The organism is Exiguobacterium sp. s132 (assembly GCF_018617235.1).
Taxonomy (GTDB): domain Bacteria; phylum Bacillota; class Bacilli; order Exiguobacteriales; family Exiguobacteriaceae; genus Exiguobacterium; species Exiguobacterium profundum.
Genome location: NZ_JACSJU010000001.1, coordinates 890,541 through 908,229, shown reverse-complemented (window position 1 = coordinate 908,229; position 17,689 = coordinate 890,541). Strand labels below are relative to the sequence as shown.

Annotated in this window: 19 protein-coding genes and 1 tRNA gene; 9 read left to right on the top strand and 11 right to left on the bottom strand. The window is 45.8% G+C overall.

Annotated features, from left to right (window positions below; genetic code table 11):
- Positions 1 to 46 precede the first annotated feature (46 nt).
- The gene (locus KNO78_RS04640; protein WP_214690830.1) at positions 47 to 865 is read right to left on the bottom strand and encodes a hypothetical protein; all 819 of its coding nucleotides are present in this window, start codon (positions 863 to 865) and stop codon (positions 47 to 49) included.
- Between the two features lie 169 nt (positions 866 to 1,034).
- On the opposite strand from KNO78_RS04640, the gene KNO78_RS04635 reads away from it, so the two are divergent.
- A complete protein-coding gene (locus KNO78_RS04635; RefSeq protein ID WP_214690831.1) occupies positions 1,035 to 1,631 on the top strand; it encodes a TetR/AcrR family transcriptional regulator in 597 nt (198 codons plus the stop codon).
- A 35-nt stretch (positions 1,632 to 1,666) separates the two neighbouring features.
- On the opposite strand, the gene argH is transcribed toward KNO78_RS04635, so the two are convergent.
- From argH to KNO78_RS04610, 5 genes are all read right to left on the bottom strand, one after another.
- Complete coding sequence (gene argH / locus KNO78_RS04630) at positions 1,667 to 3,055, bottom strand: argininosuccinate lyase (RefSeq protein ID WP_214690832.1); 1,389 nt, start codon at positions 3,053 to 3,055, stop codon at positions 1,667 to 1,669.
- Positions 3,048 to 4,262, bottom strand: coding sequence for an argininosuccinate synthase (locus KNO78_RS04625; RefSeq protein ID WP_214691273.1), 1,215 nt, complete (start codon positions 4,260 to 4,262; stop codon positions 3,048 to 3,050). The genes argH and KNO78_RS04625 overlap by 8 nt, the downstream gene beginning before the upstream one ends.
- 124 nt (positions 4,263 to 4,386) lie before the next feature.
- A complete protein-coding gene (locus tag KNO78_RS04620) occupies positions 4,387 to 5,529 on the bottom strand; it encodes a CapA family protein (protein ID WP_214690833.1) in 1,143 nt (380 codons plus the stop codon).
- A gap of 113 nt (positions 5,530 to 5,642) precedes the next feature.
- Entirely contained in the window at positions 5,643 to 7,130 is a 1,488-nt protein-coding gene (putP, locus tag KNO78_RS04615; protein WP_214690834.1) for a sodium/proline symporter PutP, read from the bottom strand.
- A 120-nt stretch (positions 7,131 to 7,250) separates the two neighbouring features.
- Positions 7,251 to 7,808: a DNA-3-methyladenine glycosylase I gene (locus tag KNO78_RS04610; RefSeq protein ID WP_214690835.1), complete on the bottom strand. Its 558-nt coding sequence runs from the start codon at positions 7,806 to 7,808 to the stop codon at positions 7,251 to 7,253.
- A gap of 90 nt (positions 7,809 to 7,898) precedes the next feature.
- Between KNO78_RS04610 and KNO78_RS04605 the strand changes: the two genes are divergently transcribed.
- Positions 7,899 to 8,516 (top strand): DedA family protein, encoded by a 618-nt coding sequence (locus KNO78_RS04605; RefSeq protein ID WP_214690836.1) that lies wholly within the window; start codon positions 7,899 to 7,901, stop codon positions 8,514 to 8,516.
- Between the two features lie 39 nt (positions 8,517 to 8,555).
- On the opposite strand, the gene KNO78_RS04600 is transcribed toward KNO78_RS04605, so the two are convergent.
- Both KNO78_RS04600 and KNO78_RS04595 read right to left on the bottom strand, forming a co-directional pair.
- Positions 8,556 to 9,725, bottom strand: coding sequence for a cation:proton antiporter (locus KNO78_RS04600; protein WP_214690837.1), 1,170 nt, complete (start codon positions 9,723 to 9,725; stop codon positions 8,556 to 8,558).
- 25 nt (positions 9,726 to 9,750) lie between these two features.
- Positions 9,751 to 10,176: a GNAT family N-acetyltransferase gene (locus KNO78_RS04595; RefSeq protein ID WP_159562377.1), complete on the bottom strand. Its 426-nt coding sequence runs from the start codon at positions 10,174 to 10,176 to the stop codon at positions 9,751 to 9,753.
- Between the two features lie 115 nt (positions 10,177 to 10,291).
- On the opposite strand from KNO78_RS04595, the gene KNO78_RS04590 reads away from it, so the two are divergent.
- The 5 genes from KNO78_RS04590 (at position 10,292) to KNO78_RS04570 (ending at position 14,858) form a co-directional block, all read left to right on the top strand.
- Positions 10,292 to 10,837: a glycerol-3-phosphate responsive antiterminator gene (locus KNO78_RS04590; protein ID WP_214690838.1), complete on the top strand. Its 546-nt coding sequence runs from the start codon at positions 10,292 to 10,294 to the stop codon at positions 10,835 to 10,837.
- Positions 10,838 to 10,876: 39 nt separating this feature from the next.
- Positions 10,877 to 11,581: an SDR family NAD(P)-dependent oxidoreductase gene (locus tag KNO78_RS04585; protein WP_251125242.1), complete on the top strand. Its 705-nt coding sequence runs from the start codon at positions 10,877 to 10,879 to the stop codon at positions 11,579 to 11,581.
- Positions 11,582 to 11,681: 100 nt separating this feature from the next.
- Positions 11,682 to 12,530, top strand: a complete 849-nt coding sequence (locus tag KNO78_RS04580) for an HD domain-containing protein (protein WP_214690840.1) — start codon at positions 11,682 to 11,684, stop codon at positions 12,528 to 12,530.
- Between the two features lie 187 nt (positions 12,531 to 12,717).
- A complete protein-coding gene (locus KNO78_RS04575) occupies positions 12,718 to 13,707 on the top strand; it encodes a sodium:calcium antiporter (RefSeq protein ID WP_031423558.1) in 990 nt (329 codons plus the stop codon).
- Between the two features lie 89 nt (positions 13,708 to 13,796).
- On the top strand, positions 13,797 to 14,858 hold the full coding sequence (locus KNO78_RS04570) for a bifunctional glycosyltransferase family 2/GtrA family protein (protein ID WP_214690841.1): 1,062 nt from the start codon (positions 13,797 to 13,799) through the stop codon (positions 14,856 to 14,858).
- 23 nt (positions 14,859 to 14,881) lie between these two features.
- On the opposite strand, the gene KNO78_RS04565 is transcribed toward KNO78_RS04570, so the two are convergent.
- The 3 genes from KNO78_RS04565 to KNO78_RS04555 all read right to left on the bottom strand — a co-directional run bounded on the left by KNO78_RS04565 (position 14,882) and on the right by KNO78_RS04555 (position 16,027).
- Positions 14,882 to 15,448, bottom strand: a complete 567-nt coding sequence (locus tag KNO78_RS04565) for a 3'-5' exonuclease (protein ID WP_012726407.1) — start codon at positions 15,446 to 15,448, stop codon at positions 14,882 to 14,884.
- Positions 15,449 to 15,509: 61 nt separating this feature from the next.
- Positions 15,510 to 15,842: a four-helix bundle copper-binding protein gene (locus KNO78_RS04560; protein ID WP_012726406.1), complete on the bottom strand. Its 333-nt coding sequence runs from the start codon at positions 15,840 to 15,842 to the stop codon at positions 15,510 to 15,512.
- Between the two features lie 112 nt (positions 15,843 to 15,954).
- A tRNA-Ala gene (locus KNO78_RS04555) sits at positions 15,955 to 16,027 on the bottom strand.
- Positions 16,028 to 16,150: 123 nt separating this feature from the next.
- On the opposite strand from KNO78_RS04555, the gene KNO78_RS04550 reads away from it, so the two are divergent.
- Entirely contained in the window at positions 16,151 to 17,014 is an 864-nt protein-coding gene (locus KNO78_RS04550; protein WP_078146990.1) for a GRP family sugar transporter, read from the top strand.
- Between the two features lie 207 nt (positions 17,015 to 17,221).
- Positions 17,222 to 17,644, top strand: coding sequence for an SRPBCC family protein (locus tag KNO78_RS04545; protein WP_159562372.1), 423 nt, complete (start codon positions 17,222 to 17,224; stop codon positions 17,642 to 17,644).
- The last annotated feature ends 45 nt before the right edge of the window (positions 17,645 to 17,689 follow it).

Genomic DNA, 17,689 nt, shown 5'->3' with positions numbered 1-17,689 from the left:
TTCACTATTGAGCAATCGAAATCATACGTTCACATATTCGATTCCATCATGATACTTTGGCTCTTTTGAAGCTGATGATGGCCTTATTGTGATGAAGTTGCCACATATGCCAGAAGACGTAAGGAACGATGATCACAAAATTAATCATTCCCCATGATTTCAATACCTCCGGGTTGAACCAGGTCGAAGAGTTCATGACTTGCGGGAAGATGTCATAGCATGCGCGAATCAATAAATGGGCTGCAAGCGTGTAAATACGAGCGGTAATGTAAAGCTCTGGTCGTCCCTTGATGACCGGATACAGTTCTGCCGCAAGCAAGATGCAGAGCGAGCTGGCAAAATAAGTTGGAGATTCTGCATAGACGAAACATGCGTTCCATGACGTGTATATAAAATTCCATGACCCAGTCGTATAGGCTACGAGATCGGCGTATCCTTCTTTCGCAAACTTCCAAAAAGTCGGTGCGAAAGGAATCGTCACACAGAGTAAAAATCCACAGGCGGCATTAAAGTAGTTGCCGAGTGTCACATCTTTAATCGTGGCTTCTGCGATATTTAAAAACAAGATGGCATAGAAGAACCATAAAAATTCGTCACGCTTTAAAAAGTTCCAAATCCGTCCTTGTTTGTTCTCGTAAATGGCGATTCGAGAGAAACCAACGATAATCGTCGGTATGATAACGCTTACAATTTTAGCCCAACGAAACCATCCATCAACATTCCCCATCATCCATAGTGGGATGGTCAATAACGAAGCGAGCCAAAAGTAGGCGGACAGTTTATAGTGCTTTCTGAAAAAAACGATGATTCCTAATAATAAACCTAAATAGAGTGGCATCGAGATTACATGCGGCCAAACGTTCATTCCATTCACCTTCTCATTTGAATTTAACAAACATAACGTTTGTTATGTTTTTAGTATAGGCGGACAATCCTATTTAGTCAATGTGAATTATTTCACAAAATTTAGTCCTGAGCACTCGCATTGGTAGAGCTATGTTATTCTAAAGTGGACTCGAAAGGGGAGAATAATAGTGGACGGTAAAAATAAAATTCTAGATGCAGCCAGAACGGTCATTATTCGAAGTGGGGTGAACGGGGCAACAGTCAGAGCGATTGCAATCGAGGCGAATATGACGACAGGAGCCATCTATCATCATTACAAAAATAAAGAAGATCTATTGTACGATTTAATGAATGAGAGCTTGTCTGTTTCCTCTCAAATCGCCAAAGAAATGACAGACGATGCCTATTCAAAAGAACGTATCAAAATGGAGATTGCACGAAATACGGCGGAACGCTTTCATAAAGATGCAGAGAACCGCTTGCAGTATCATTTTGCTCATGAAGTACTACTTGGTAATATGGATGCACAACTGAAATTAAAGGACAAATATGCAGAATGGACAAAACAGATCGAACAAATCCTGATTCATTTGTACGGACTAGAAAACACTCGTCTAAACAATGCGTTCAGTTCATGGCTGATTGCGGCAGTCGATGGGGTCGTCTTGCAATATCTACTAGACGTCAATGAAAATTCCATTGATGAGATGATGGAGGTATTCGATCTTCTACTAGAAAAAGGTCTTCCTTCTTTCGTTGAACGTCTGAATGAACAGGATAAATAGACCCGTCACAGATTAACGTGACGGGTTCAAGATGATTAAGAATAGGTCATCGTGCTCATGCATGCCGAAGCTTCTTTCAACTGTTCACGGACGGCATCGAATCCTGTTCCGCCGTAACTGTTTCGACGTGCGACTGCCTGTTCAGGGGTCAAGGCATGATACACATCCTCTTGAATCAATTCAGAGTACGTTTGGTACACCGTGATTGGAAGCTCGCGTAAATACAATCGCTCATCCACGCAATATTTGACGAGTTTTCCAGTAATCTCGTGCGCCTCACGGAACGGTAACCCTTTTGCCGTCAAATAATCGGCGAGTTCGGTCGCATTAGAAAAATCGCGCTCGGTCGCTTGTTTCATGACGTCCGGGTGGAACGTCAGTTCATTCATCATCCCCGCCATGATACTGAGCGAGCCTTGAACGGTCTTGACCGTATCGAACATCCCTTCTTTATCTTCCTGTAAATCTTTATTGTAAGCGAGTGGAAGTCCTTTCATGAGCGTCAACAAGCCCATCAAGTTTCCAATCACTCGACCCGATTTTCCACGGACGAGTTCGGCCATGTCAGGGTTTTTCTTTTGTGGCATCATGCTCGAACCGGTAGAAAACGTATCCGACACTGTAATGAAGCGATACTCTTCGCTTGCCCAAAGAATCAATTCTTCACAGAAGCGGGAGAGGTGCATCATAAGCATCGACGCATTTGAAAGAAACTCGAGTATGAAGTCACGATCGCTAACGGCATCGAGGCTATTCGGGTAAACCCGATTGAATCCAAGTAATTCAGCTGAACGGGAACGGTCGATCGGAAACGTTGTCCCGGCTAAGGCTCCTGCGCCAAGAGGAGACCAATCAATCCGCTTCAAGCTGTCCGTAAACCGCTCCTTATCACGCTCTAGCATCCAGAAATAGGCGAGCAAGTGATGGGCCAGCGAGATCGGTTGTGCACGTTGGAGGTGCGTATAGCCAGGCATGATTGTCTCTACGTTTTCTGAAGCGTGAGCATGCAATTCACGCTGAAGCGATTCAATCAATTGAATCACTTCTTTCACACGTTCTTTCAAGTAAAGATGCATGTCCGTTGCGACTTGATCGTTTCGACTACGTGCCGTATGCATCTTCCCTGCAACCGGTCCGATCGCTTCATGAAGCAGAGCTTCTAAGTTCATATGGATATCTTCGTGATACACCTCGAATTTCAATTCATCCGCGAGTGCTTTTTGCTTAAGTTGTTGTAATCCATCAAGGATTTGAGTGACTTCTTCCTTTAAGAGGATGCCCTGGTCACCTAACATCGTCACGTGAGCCATGCTACCTTCTAAATCCTCAAGGACGAGTTGAGCATCAAATTCAATCGATGCACCGAATGCATCGACCCAATCGCTCGCCGTCTTCTCGAAACGGCCTCCCCATAATTTACTCATTGACGAACGCTCCCTTTTCCATCAACACCTCTGATTGAACTTTTGTTGGAAGACCCCATAACTTGATGAATCCGATAGCTGCTTGTTGATCGAACGTATCGGCTGACGTATAGGTCGCAAGTTCCTCATCATAAAGAGAAATTGGCGACTTCCGTCCGTCGACGATGGCCTGCCCTTTAAACAATTTCATGCGAACCGTTCCTGTGACGGTCGCTTGAGTCTCATCGATAAACGCAAGAAGTGCTTTTGTGAGCGGTGAATACCAAAGTCCGTTGTAGATTGTTTCTGTCAATTTTTGCTCGACAATTGGTTTGAAATGCGCCACTTCACGAACGAGTGTCAAGGCTTCAAGAGCTTTATGCGCAGTGATCAATGTCATGGCGCCAGGTGCCTCATACACCTCACGTGATTTGATACCGACGACCCGGTTCTCGATGTGGTCAATCTTCCCGACACCATGGGCACCCGCAACGATATTGAGCTCTTTTAAGATATCAGTGAACGATTGGCTCTTCCCATCAATAGCAACCGGCACTCCGTTCTTGAATTCAATCTCAAGATAAGTCGGTTCATGCGGTGTGTCCTCAAGTGCCGCTGTTAACTCATATGCGCTTGCCGGAGGTGCTGCCCAAGGATCTTCTAAGATGCCGCATTCGATGGCGCGTCCCCAGATGTTCTGATCGATTGAGAATGGTTCTTCTTGAACGATTGGAATCGGAATTTGATGTTTTGCCGCATACGCGATTTCTTCCTCACGTGACCATTTCCATTCCCGAACCGGTGCGACGATTTCGAGTGAAGGATCGAGTGCATGAATGGACACTTCAAAACGTACTTGGTCATTTCCTTTCCCGGTACATCCATGGGCCACAGCGACGGCGCCTTCGGCCTGTGCGACCTCGACCAATTTTTTCGAGATGAGGGGGCGTGATAGTGCCGAAACGAGTGGATATACGCCTTCATATAATGTATGGGCCTGCATCGAATAGCGAGCGAACTCGTTGACGAACTCATCGACCGCATCGATGACGATTGATTTTTTCGCTCCAACTTTCATCGCTTTTTGTTGAATCTTTTCTAAGTCTTTCCCTTCCCCGACGTTCAAACAGACTGCAATCACATCATAACCTTGTTCGTCCAACCATTTAATCGCAACCGATGTGTCAAGACCACCTGAGTAAGCCAATACGAGTTTCTGTTTCAAAATATGAACACCCCTTATGAATAATTATTAATCTTTATTTATAAATATACAACTCAGTGTAAGGGATAAGATGTCGTGTGGCAACCCTTTTTTGAAAATAAAAAGACCACGAGTGATTTCGTGGTCGTCATTGTTCGATTTTGAGTTGGGGTAACCATTGCGACATATGGTCGCTAACAGGGGAAAGAAGTTCAGGACGAGCAACCTTTAACGGGACGACCTCATAATGTCCGACAGATGATTTTTGAGTAAAGGTTGGATAGAACATCGGATTTTTCAATTCAATAGTCGATTGGTCATCTTCGATTGTCTTGACCACATCAATCCCGATGATGCCGCCCGTGTTTCGCTCATCCCCTTGTTGTCCGGAAAGGAAATTACCGAGCGAGTAGATGACAAAAGTTTGATTGCCATTGACTCCTTCTAGCATGGTCGGAGGTTGCAGCACGTGAGGGTGGTGACCGATGATGATATCGACTCCGAGATCTGCTAACGATTGGGCGAGCTCAGTTTGACTCTTATTCGGTAACGGCTCATATTCCGTACCGAAATGGAGGGAGACGACCGTCATGTCAGTCGACTGTTCCGCCTTCTCGATCTCTGGTTGCATCTGTGCAAGGTCGATATAATTTACGTGATAAGGCTGCTTCGGCACGACTCCATTCGTCCCGTAAGTGTATGCGAGGAAGGAAAAAGAAATATCATTAGCCGTCAACGTACGAATATTCGCTTTGTCCTCATCAGATAGGAAGGAGCCTGTATAAGGCATTTCGATTGCGTTCCAATGGTCAATCGAATTTTCAATAGCTCGGACGCCACGGTCGAGCGTATGATTATTCGCTGTCGTGACCAAATCGATTCCTGCCCGTTGTAAGGCATCACCAATTTCATATGGACTGTTAAATGCCGGGTAGCTCGAAAGTCCGATTTCACTCCCGCCAATCATGCTCTCTTGGTTGGCAATTGAAATATCGGCGCGATTCAATATTGGAGAGATCTGCTCGAATGCAGAATCAAATTCATACCCTTCATCGGTACGTGCTGCGTTGTATACCGAATCATGTAGAAGAATATCGCCGATTGCATAGAGGGAGGCCGTCGTGACAATCAGTTCGGGTTCGGCAGGCGGCATTTCTTCAGGTATCTCGACAATCGGTTCCTCGACTTCTTCTGGTACTTCTTGATTGGTTGCCGGAGTCGTACCACAGGCGATTAATAATACAAAGCTAGACAGGAAGGTAAGGCGAGAGACGATCTTGATTGGTTTCATCCCGATTCTCCTTTTCACGACAGATTCGTACGATAATCCTAAAATTCGTCGATAATCAAGAAAAATCCTGCATATATTAATAAAGACAGGTCATTTTTGACCTGTCATGAGAATTATTTGATATGTTCCTTGACCATGTCTTGCATTTGGTCAAACTCACGTTGAATGACCTCATTTGGTGGCGGCGTCATCAAACTCACGATATAGATGGCGAGCGCCGACAAGAAGAATGCTGGAATCATTTCATACAATGTCCCAAACGTTCCGAAAAGAGAAGCGGCATAGTTCTTCCATAGAATGACGACAAAGGCTCCAGTCAACATTCCAGCAAGCGCGCCTTGACGCGTCGTTCGTTTCCAAAACAGACTAAACAAGATGAGCGGACCAAATGATGAACCAAACCCTGCCCAAGCATAACCGACAAGGTTTAAGATGGTGTCGTCTGCATCGAGTGCAAGAATAATCGATATGACGGATACGAGAATGACCGTAATCCGACCGACCATGACGAGTTCACGGTCTCCCGCTTCTTTACGGAAGAACTTCTGATAAAAGTCTGTCGTCGCGGCACTCGACGAGACGAGCAATTGAGAGGAGATGGTCGACATGATGGCGGCGAGAAGAGCAGCCAACAATACACCAGTCACCAAATCCGGGAATAATAAGTCAGATAGGTTGATAAAGACGTTCTCCGGATTATCGATGGTGAGGCCTTGTTGTGTGTAATAGGCGAGACCGAACAATCCGGTCGCCATCGCCCCGACAACGGTGAAGACCATCCATGAGATCCCGATTCGACGTGCCGTCTTAATGTCCTCGAGCTTTCCGATTGCCATAAAACGGACGATGATGTGTGGCTGGCCGAAATAGCCGAGCCCCCACGCAAATAGTGAAATGATTCCGATAAGTGATTGCCCCGTCCACGGGTCAAGTAACGCTTCATCAATATTTCGTACCGTGTCTAAAGCATTTGATACACCATCAGTTGCTATAATGGCGATTGCAGGTACAAAAATAAGGGCAAACAGCATGATCAATCCTTGAACAAAATCTGTCCAGCTTACTGCTAAAAATCCACCGATGAAAGTGTACAGAATAATGATGGAAGCGAGAATGACGACTCCCGTTACAAACTCAATGTCGAAGACGGCATTGAATAGGCGACCGCCGGCAACGAATCCGCTTGTCGCATACAGTGTGAAAAAGATTAACGTGACAGCAGCTGAAAATGAACGCAACACACCTTTTGTGTCTTTAAATCGCTTCTCAAAGAAGTCTGGGATTGTGATCGCATCATCCGATATGTATGAATAAATGCGTAATCTCGGTGCGACCAATAACCAGTTCAAATAGGCACCGATCGTCAACCCGATGACAATCCAGCCACTTGAAATCCCTGACGCATACATGGCACCAGGCAATCCCATTAAGAGCCATCCACTCATGTCTGATGCACCGGCAGATAAGGCGGCGACCCCGGGACCAAGCGCCCGACCACCTAACATGTAATCTCCGATACTGCTTGTTCTCCGATACGCGATGATCCCAAGCAAGACCATCAGTGCCATGTACACGACAATGGACACTAAAATTCCGTTCATCAACATCCCCCCGAAAGATAAAAAATATGAAAACGCTTTCAGTGATAGAGTATCACTTTGTCAAAATATTGTCACAACAAGAGGGGGAATGTAAAGATATTTTTGAGAGCTGGTCTTAAGTTAGCGGAACGTGCAAGAGATGAGATGGTCATTGACGAGACCCGTCGCTTGTAGGTGGGCATAGACCGTTGTCGGTCCTAAAAACTTAAAGCCGCGTCGTTTCAGGTCTTTACTCAATCGTTCAGAAAGTTCCGTCGTTGCAGGAACATCTTCAAGACGATTCCATGCATTCAGGATCGGTGCATTGTTGACGAATGACCAGATGTACGAATCAAATGAGCCAAACTCTTCCTGTAGTTTGATGAACTGCTTCGCATTATTGATCGACGCCTCGATTTTTCGTCGATTTCGCACGATCCCGCTATCGGCTAGGAGTCTCTCTACATCCTCATCCGTAAAGCTAGCAACTCGCTGCACCTCAAAGTCGGCATAAGCCAATCGATAATTTTCACGTTTTCTCAAGATGGTGATCCAACTAAGTCCTGCTTGCGCACTTTCGAGTGTCAGACATTCAAAGTGCTTCTGATCATCGTGAACGGGCTTTCCCCATTCCTCGTCATGGTAACGGACGTACAATGGATCCGTCCCGCACCAAGGACACCGTACTGTTTCTTCCATTTCAATCAGCTCCTTTCTTTGAGTGTAGCATGTCTTTGCGATTATATAGCAAAATGGACGGGTATAGAGGGGAAGAATGGAGGAAGCGACATGAGTGACTGGATGATTTCTGTGATTGAACAGTACGGCTACATAGGGATTGCATTCATGATTTTTATTGAGAATGTGTTTCCACCGATCCCTTCTGAAGTCGTCTTACTCTTTGGTGGTTTTTTTGCTGTGAAGACGAATTTGTCCATCACGCTCGTCATCGTGGCATCGACGGTCGGTGCCATATTAGGAGCCGTATTATTATACGGCCTTGGACTCTTGTCTGATGTCGAGCAGATTGAAAAATGGACGAAGAAATACGGAAAATGGTTACGACTTGATCTGAATGATGTAAAAAAGGCGGATGCCTGGTTCGATCGATACGGGGGATGGATGGTCTTCTTTGGACGTTTGATGCCGGTCGTCCGAAGCCTGATCTCGATTCCTGCAGGGATGTCGAACATGCCATTCATGAAATTTCTACTGCTCAGTACGGCTGGAACAGCCTTATGGAATACTATTCTCATCCTTATCGGGATGAAAGTCGGTGAGAATTGGCAAGATATCCTCTCATACCTCGATGCCTATTCTTATGCAATCTATGGGCTACTGTTCATCGGCGTCATCATTTATATCGTATGGCGTAAAAAGCGGCACAACAAACTAGCAAAAGACTAATGCACAAAGTAGGCGGACCCAGCGTATGGGTCCGCCAATTTATTCTTCTTTTTTCTCGTCTGGTAAGACTTTCGTGAGGGTTTTTTCTGTTTTTTCTGCCAAGTACTCTGAGAAACGGAACAGAATGATTCCGACAATGGCTGACACAAAAATATAGAGACCGACAAACAAGTTGATGGCCCCGTTCGAAAGGGCGGTAAATAAAATAGAGAACTCCCCACGTGGCGCGAGTGAGAACCCGGCTTCATTGGCTTGAACACGCGTCAAGCCATAGATTCTGCCCCCGATACGTCCGACAATCCATTTTGACAATACCCCCCATACAATCAAGACGAAGAAGAGCGCATTCACGATGACACCTTTCTCGAGGTTGATCGAGATACCGAACGAGATGAAAAAGATCGGCAAGAATAAATCTCGGACGGGTACGGTCAAACGTTTCAGCGGTCTCACGTCGTGGATATCTGCGAGCATGATCCCGGCGATGAATGCTCCTAAAATCTCAGATAATCCAAACACCATCCCAATCCCTGCGAAAAAGAGAATGAGTCCGATCAGACCGATACTCGCATCATCTTGTCGCAACAAGTGCTTCGAAAACTTTTGTTGTTTGGATACGAAGCTCGAACCAATGAACAAGAGTACTCCAAATATCAGAAATCCTGCGAACACTTTGCCGATATCGGACATCGCAACCGGTTCTTCTTGAATGATGAAAGGGGCAACCGTCAATAGGAGAGGGGCAAAAATATCCTCAAAGATGAGTAATGCGAGCACAAACTCTTTAATATCTTCATGTTTTTCGGAATGCCGCTCAAGCAGTTTCGCAGAGATGGAGGAGCTCGTCGCATATAAGACGGCCCCGATTAAAAAGGCGCGAGGGAAATCGAGACCAAATGCTAAAGCAATCCCAAACGATACCCCGAATGACAGAATGATATCGAGTATTCCCGCCTTCCATACTTTCCGCATGCGCTTCCAAAGTTCACGTAGTGGAAACTTCAGACCGAGTAGGAAAAATAACAGAATGATTCCAATCTCTCCCGCGACTTTAAAAACTTCATTCCCATCCCAGAAAAACCCGACCCCGACCCCGATTGCGATAAACGCTAAAATACTTGGGAAGAATAATCGTTCAATCAGGAGACTGAGGACAGAGATGAGGGTGAGCGCCAATCCGAGCAACACGATGATGTTTAACCCATCCATACGTCATCTCCTCTCACGACCCCAATTAGCTTTCTCTTTGATTCCATTGATACTCCATTCCGACGGATTCAGGTCGTGAGTAATCAAAACCGAACTGTCGATACAATCCATCGGCTGGAATATCAGCGATTAAGCTGATGATGGCCGTCTCGTCGGCTTCTTGTAAGATCCATTCCATCAAATGCTCCATGATTAATTTTCCGAGTCCAAGCCCTTGGCATTCCGGATCTACGACGATATCTACTAAATGGAATACCATCCCGCCGTCACCGACGACGCGTCCCATTCCGACAATCTCATCATCTAAGTATAAACAAATACCATACAGTGTATTTTGAAGCCCCTTCACCGTACCTCGATCAGAACGTCGTGGCATCCCTGCCTTCACGCGTAACGCTTGATGTTGTTCTGGAGTCGGTGTTTCGACTTTTACAGTTACTTCATTGACCATACTCAAATCCCCCTCTACACAAGTTGATTTTATTTTCCCGATATATTGAATGAGTAAACCTTGATTTATAAAATCGGCTATCTGCATAATGAGAAGGAGACAGGGGGAATAGTTGATGATCAATGGTCAATCCATCTTACCGGCGATACGGGACATGCGGGATTTGGAGCGGTTTTTATCGAGTGATTTCGAATTAGGAGTGTTATTAGAGATTCATATGAGTCGATTGGACTCCATCTTCAGATTATTGGGGAAGCATGATAAAAAAGTGTTCATCCATATGGATTTGATTCAAGGTATGAAGGCCGACGAGTATGCGACGGAGTATGTCTGTCAGACGTTTAAACCGTTCGGCGTCATCTCGACGAAAGGAAACGTCATCGTCAAGGCAAAGCAAAATGATGTGGTCACTGTGCAGCGTTTATTTTTAATTGATTCCACCTCATTAGAGAAAAGTATCAAGCACATTGAACGTTCAAAACCGGACTATATCGAAGTCTTACCAGGTATTGTGCCGAAGTATATTCAACGTGTGAAGGAGAAGACGGGGATACCCGTTTTCGCAGGTGGGCTGATTGAAACAAAGGAGGAAGTCCAAGCGGCACTTGCTGCGGGAGCGAGTGTGATCACGACTTCGAATCGAAAACTATGGTCCGACTAATCGGAATTTGGGTATACAGTCTTTTAGGAGGGATGAATGATGAAAGACGTAATGATTGTAACAGGAGCTAGTCAAGGAATTGGTTATGCGATTGCTCAAGCTTTCGTAAATCAGTATGAAGTAATCGGGTTAGATATTGGAGATGACCCGGACATTAAAGGGTTACGCTTTTATCAAGTAGACCTTGGAGACACGTCTGAACTTAAGCGTGTCTTTGACGATATTCACAACGAATTTGGTCGAGCCCATGTTTTGATCAACAATGGGGGAATCGCTTCGCTGGTCAAGCCGATTGATGAGCTTGAGATTGACACGTTCAAACGAGTCATCGATGTCAATTTAGTCGGGACATTTAGTTGTGCGAAATACTTTTTAGAACTGAATCAAGATGAGTCATATGGAAGAATCGTTAACATGGCCTCGACACGTGCTTTCCAGAACGAACCGCATTGGGATGCATATGGTGCATCTAAAGGAGGCATCGTCGGCTTGAGCCATTCACTTGCCATCTCATTAGGCGACCGCCCTGTGACGGTGAATGCGATCAGTCCAGGATGGATTCATACGTCTGATGAGTCGTTACGTGAGATTGATCATGAACAACATCCATCAGGCCGGGTCGGTGAACCAGAAGATATCGTCCGCGCTGTGAGATACTTGATCGATCGTCAAAACAGTTTTGTGAACGGGCATAATCTTGTCGTAGATGGAGGAATGACGAAAAAAATGATTTATGAAAAATAATGTGACCATATACCTAAATTCGGGATGTTTTTAGGTTATATGTACCTAATTCCGGGTAATGAATAGGAGAGTTTTTATCCGGAAGAAGGAGGATGGCGACATGAACCCGCTCGTAGAAGAGGCGTTACGTTTTTCGTCTATTCGTCACGGAGGACAGTTCCGAAAAGGTTCATCCATACCATTTTTGTCACACCCATTCTCGGTCGCCATGCTTCTTGAGTCCGATCATCAAGCACCGGTGGTCGTGGCGGCAGGGTTACTCCATGATTTGATTGAGGACACGAAGACGGACCCACAAGAAATCTTATCAAAATTCGGATCTGACGTGCACAGGCTCGTTCTCGCGGTCTCGGAAAAAAATCGTGACGAGTCGTGGGAACAACGAAAACGACTGACACTTCAGCAGGTGAAATCACTTCAATTTGATGAAGTCGCACTTCTCGTGGCGGATAAGCTACATAATCTCCGTTCCATCCGTTATGATCTTGAGATGGAAGGGATGAAGGTGTGGCAACGTTTTAAACGACCGCTGCGAGACCAATCATGGTATTATCATGAATTACTATCAGCATTTGAACCGTTTCGGAGTTCGACAGACCTAATCGGTTTGTATGAACAAGAACTCCATCTATTGTTTTACGGCGAGAAAAATTCAAAAGATCGAAAAGTGGCAAGGCTCCTTGAATCGATGCTGACCCATTTCGTCGAAGACGAATGGTTGCAAGAATCGGCACCACTATGTCAAACGGCATATGAGTTAAAGAAGATTGTCGGGCGAGATACGATTGATGAAGTAGAGATTATGTGCTTCCGACAGCGACTTCACGAAGCGGGTTGGACCACGCCATTGTCACCCGAGAAGCTCGCGGGGATGCAAGAACTCGCATATCGGACGGCTCTTGAGCCACAAGAACTTCTCGCACTCATACGTCGCTCGATTGTCAACTAGTTCTCTTCATGCTATAGTCAAAGGGAAGATAAAAAGGGGAGTAGCGACCACAATCGTGGTCGATGGGTCGTCATTACAGTGCGTGCGCACTCGGTCCATCGAGCTTTTACAAGTCCGCAAGACCTTTTTATGGGCGTTTTTGTCGTCCATAAAAAGGTCTTTTTTGTTTACCCAAGGAGGAGAAAAAATGGTATTTGTTTATTTCTTACTGGCTGCGGCCATCACCGTCTACGCCGCAATCAAATTATCGACGTACGCCGACGTCATGACTGAAAAGTCGAAAATGGGCGGGATGCTCGTCGGTACGGTGTTATTGGCAGGAGCGACTTCGCTCCCGGAAGTGACAACAAGTATATCGGCTGTCATGATTGACAACCCAGACATCGCCATCGGAAACATGCTCGGAAGTAACCTATTCAATATCTTTATCTTAGCGATGTTCGACCTATACTTCCGACAGAAGCAATTGTTCAACTATGCGAGTCGGGACCACCTGTACACGGCCGGACTTGGGTTACTCTTGACCGTCACGACGTTGATTGCTTTGATCGTTCGCGTCGATATGACGTTTATCGGAATCGGAGTCGACGCGCTCTTGATTGCGATTCTATACGGTATCGGAATCTACTATATCGGGAAACAACCGACAGAGCCGGTCGCGGAGCATGAAGTCGAAGAAGAAGTGGTCGTCGGTAAATATGAAGAGATCACGCTGAAACGTGCGGTCTTTGGATTCATCATCGCTGCAATCGTAATCATGGCGGCAGGAACAGCCCTTTCCATCACAGGTGATCAAATTGCCGTTGTCACAGGACTCGGTTCTAGTTTTGTCGGTAGCTTCTTGATTGCGGCATCGACGTCACTCCCGGAAGCGGTCGCTGTGTTCATGGCGCTCAAACTACGTAATGTCAACTTGGCATTCGGTTCGATTCTCGGCTCGAATATCTTCAACATGTTGATTATCGCCATGTCAGATGTCTTCTATCGGAATGGATCGATTCTCGCAGATGTCTCGACGTCACACCTCGTATCTGCGGTCGGGATCACGATCCTATCGATCCTCGTCATGTATAGTGTGCTAAGACAAAATGTCACGTCGAAGGTACGTTATGTGATTCCTTCGTTACTCGTTGTCGTTGTCTATTTCGTTTCGTCTTACTTGATCTTTATCGGGTGAGTACATGCATCAGCCTTAGGGCTGATGTTTTTTTATTGGGAATGCGAATTCATTGCTTCGGGTATAGAGGAATTGAAGGAGGGGTGGCGATGCAGATGCATGAAGTGGAAACACGCCAAGCGTATTCGATTTTGATTCCGGCCTATAACCCTGATGAGGCACTCGTCACACTCGTGGAGAAGTTGAGGGCGAGTGGGTTTTCGAACATCATTGTGGTCAATGACGGTAGTGACGAATCGTCGGTAGGCACATTTGATAAGATTGCATCATTTGTCGACCAAGTGTTAACGCACGAACAGAATCAAGGGAAGGGAGCAGCAATCAAGACGGGGTTACGGTATGTGGTGGACACATATCCGGATAAAACGGGGGTCATCACGGTCGATGCCGACGGGCAGCACTTGCCGCAAGATGTCGTCAACGTCTATGAGGAAGGGTTGAATAAACCACATCATCTCATCATGGGATGTCGAGATTTTAGCGGAGATGCGATTCCGTTCCGGAGCCGATTCGGCAATCAGGCGACACGGCTCGTGATGTTGATTGGGAGCGGGCTGAAGTTAAAAGACACGCAGACGGGACTTCGAGCCATCCCGATGCGATATGCGCGACAACTGATTGACATTCCGGGAAATAGATATGAGTTCGAGATGAATATGCTCACGTTCACGAAACGATTGCAGGTCCCGATTCAACAAACGACCATCCAGACCGTATATGAGAATGAAAATGATTCATCCCATTTTAGACCGATTCTCGACTCGATTTTAATTTATCGGATGTTTTTGATGTATTCGTTATCCTCTGTCGCCTCGTTCCTTGTCGACGTAGGGATGTATGCGCTCTTTATTTATTTATTATCCCCATACTTCGATACGGCTCACGTCGTCATCGCGACGGTCATCGCTCGAATCATTTCCTCTCTCTTCAATTATCTCGTTAATCGAAAAGTAGTCTTCGATTCGAAGGCGCGGCGGTCTCTTCCGAAATATTTTAGTCTCGTCGTGCTTCAAATGGTCGTTTCAGCACTCCTTGTTTATCTCTTGTTTCTCTTGCTCAGACAAGGCGAGGTCATCCTAAAAGTAATCGTCGATAGTTTTCTCTTTTTCGTCAGTTATTATGTCCAGAAGAGATGGATTTTCAAAAAATAACCGGTCATGATTTCATGACCGGTTTAATATGCGAGCGTTCCTGTTTTCACGGACGTATAGCGATGTAATTCTTTTGGGCTTGTGATGCCGGTTTTTTGCATCATGTCTCGCATAAGTAGCGCGCATACGCGAGCATCTTCCGCAGCATCATGATGAATAAACGGCACGTTCAAGTGTTCTGCCATCGTGTTCAACTTATGGTTCGGGAGTCCTGGATACAGTTTACGTGACAGTTTGACGGTGCAACCGTACTCGATTGTAGGGAAATCGAATAGATCATATTTCACAATCGCCTTTCTCAAGGCACCCATGTCAAATGAAGCGTTATGTGCGATGACGAGGTCCACTTCCCGTAAAATCGGGTAAAGAGAGGAAAGTACTTCCGGTAATGCCGGTGCATCCCACACGTCACTCGGACGAATGCCATGGACGCGGATGTTACCCATATCAAAGTCTTCCTCCGGATTGACGAGTCGCTGGTCGGTTTCGACCACATCACCATTTTGAAGGATGCTCCATCCGACAGAACAGATGCTGCGACTATCACGGTTAGCGGTCTCCACGTCAAGTGCGAGAATGGTATGGTTCATAGTTTACCTTCTTTCGTAAGCAATAAAAAAAGTCTAACAGAAAGTTAGACGAATGTCGTGCTTAAGCGGCAACAAGTGTTCGGCAAGCTTCCGCACAACGCTCACATGCTTTGGCACAGGCTTGACAATGGTCGTGCTGATGTCGTCCGCATTCAACCGCACACGTATCGCAGACTTGGGCGCATAAAGCAACGATTGGTTTTGAAAAGGCTGAATCTGTTTCTAAGGCATTTAAAGCTAAAGTACAAATGTCTGAGCATTCTCGAGTCAGGCGGATGCATTCGGTGAACATGTGTAAATCCTCTTCTTGCAAACTTTTTGAGAAGCAGTGGTTGCATGCGCGCATGCATTCGATCACGCTCGTCAATGTTTCTTCTACAGATGTACGTTCCATCAAAATTCCCCCTTATATGAAAAAGTCTAACTATCATTACCCGTTCAGAAAGAGGTTGAATCGCACCATACCAATAAAAAAGCCACACCTCATTCGAGATGTGACCAATTAATGGAGCATAGGGGGCTCGAACCCCTGACCTCTACGCTGCCAGCGTAGCGCTCTCCCAGCTGAGCTAATGCCCCGTTCGAAATCATTATATCATCGTAGTATTCGACATGGCAATTCCCTTTTTGAATTTAGGTTTATAAAATTGGAGACGTGGGAATTTCATGTTAGACGTTATATTAAGAAAGCAGGTGTGCTTCATGGAAATGATTCTTTTGGCACTCTTACCGGCACTCATGTGGGGAAGTATTCCACTCATCGTGTCGAAAGTAGGAGGAAAACCGATTCAGCAGTTAATCGGAACGACCATCGGGGCGATGATCATGGCAACAGTGATTGCCCTCGTCTTCCGACCGGAGTTCACGACACTCGCCATCGTGACCGGATTTATCTCAGGGGCGTTCTGGGCGCTCGGTCAATATTTGCAGTTCCAATCGTTCCAAATCTTAAGCGTCTCCAAAGCGATGCCAATCAGCACGGGGATGCAACTCGTTGGGACGTCTCTCTTTGGGGTCATCGTACTCGGGGACTGGCAGACATCGACGGAGCTATGGTTAGGGTTTTCAGCGCTCGTCTTGATTATCATCGGAGCGACTATGACTTCATACCAACAGAAGAAAGATCAGGACAGTGCCGGTGCGTTGAAAAAGGGTTTACTCGTCCTATTCGTTTCGAGTATTGGTTACGTCACATATGCCGTCTTGACGAACTATTTTGAAGTAGAAGGAATCACCGCGATTCTTCCACAATCCGTCGGGATGTTCATCGCGGCACTTCTGTTCAGTCTTCGTGAAAAGGACGTCAAGAAACTTGATCCTCGCACATTCAAAAACATATTGGCGGGGATCGCCTGGGGAATCGGGAACTTCGGACTTTTCGTTTCAAGCGGAGAAGTGGGGATTGCAACTTCGTTCGCCTTATCCCAATTGAACGTCGTCGTGGCGACACTTGGTGGGATCTATCTCTTGAAAGAAGAGAAGACGACAAAAGAACGCGTCTTTGTTTTCATGGGAATCGGGTTGATTGTCGTCGCTGGATTTATGCTTGGGATTGCCAAGAGTTAAGTTTCAATTATGAAATGAAAAGAACCTTGAATGAACTCGATTTTGAGTGCCATTCAAGGTTTTTGTTTTAAGTATCTTTCAATCGTTGAAATGAGAGCAGGAGAAGATGTGATCGATAGGGAAGTAATCTCATATTGCGTTCGTCATATAGGACGGGCAGCGCATTCGTGATTGATCAAAAATTGTAGAATAAAGGGGAAACGAATCATGGATTCAAATGTCGTGACGATATCAACGCTCGTCGATGCACCAATCGACACAGTCTGGAAATTCTGGACAGAACCTGAACATATCAAACAATGGAATCATGCGTCTGACGATTGGCACACAATTGAGGCGGAGAACGACTTACGAGTCGGCGGGAAGTTTCGTAGTCGGATGGAAGCAAAAGATCAAAGCATGGGCTTTGATTTTGAAGGGGTATATGAGGAAGTTGAAGTAAATGAGCTTATTCAGTATCGTCTGGAGGATGAACGGAGAGTCAGAATTTCATTTGCTTCAGAAGGTGATCAGACGAAAGTGGTCGAGGTGTTTGATGCGGAGTCGATGAATCCGGTTGAAATGCAACGACAAGGCTGGCAGGCGATCCTCGACAATTTCACTCGATATGCGAATGGGAAGAGTGTATAAAAGATAAACGGAAGGTTTGAACAGCAGGTCCCTTTTCAATGAATG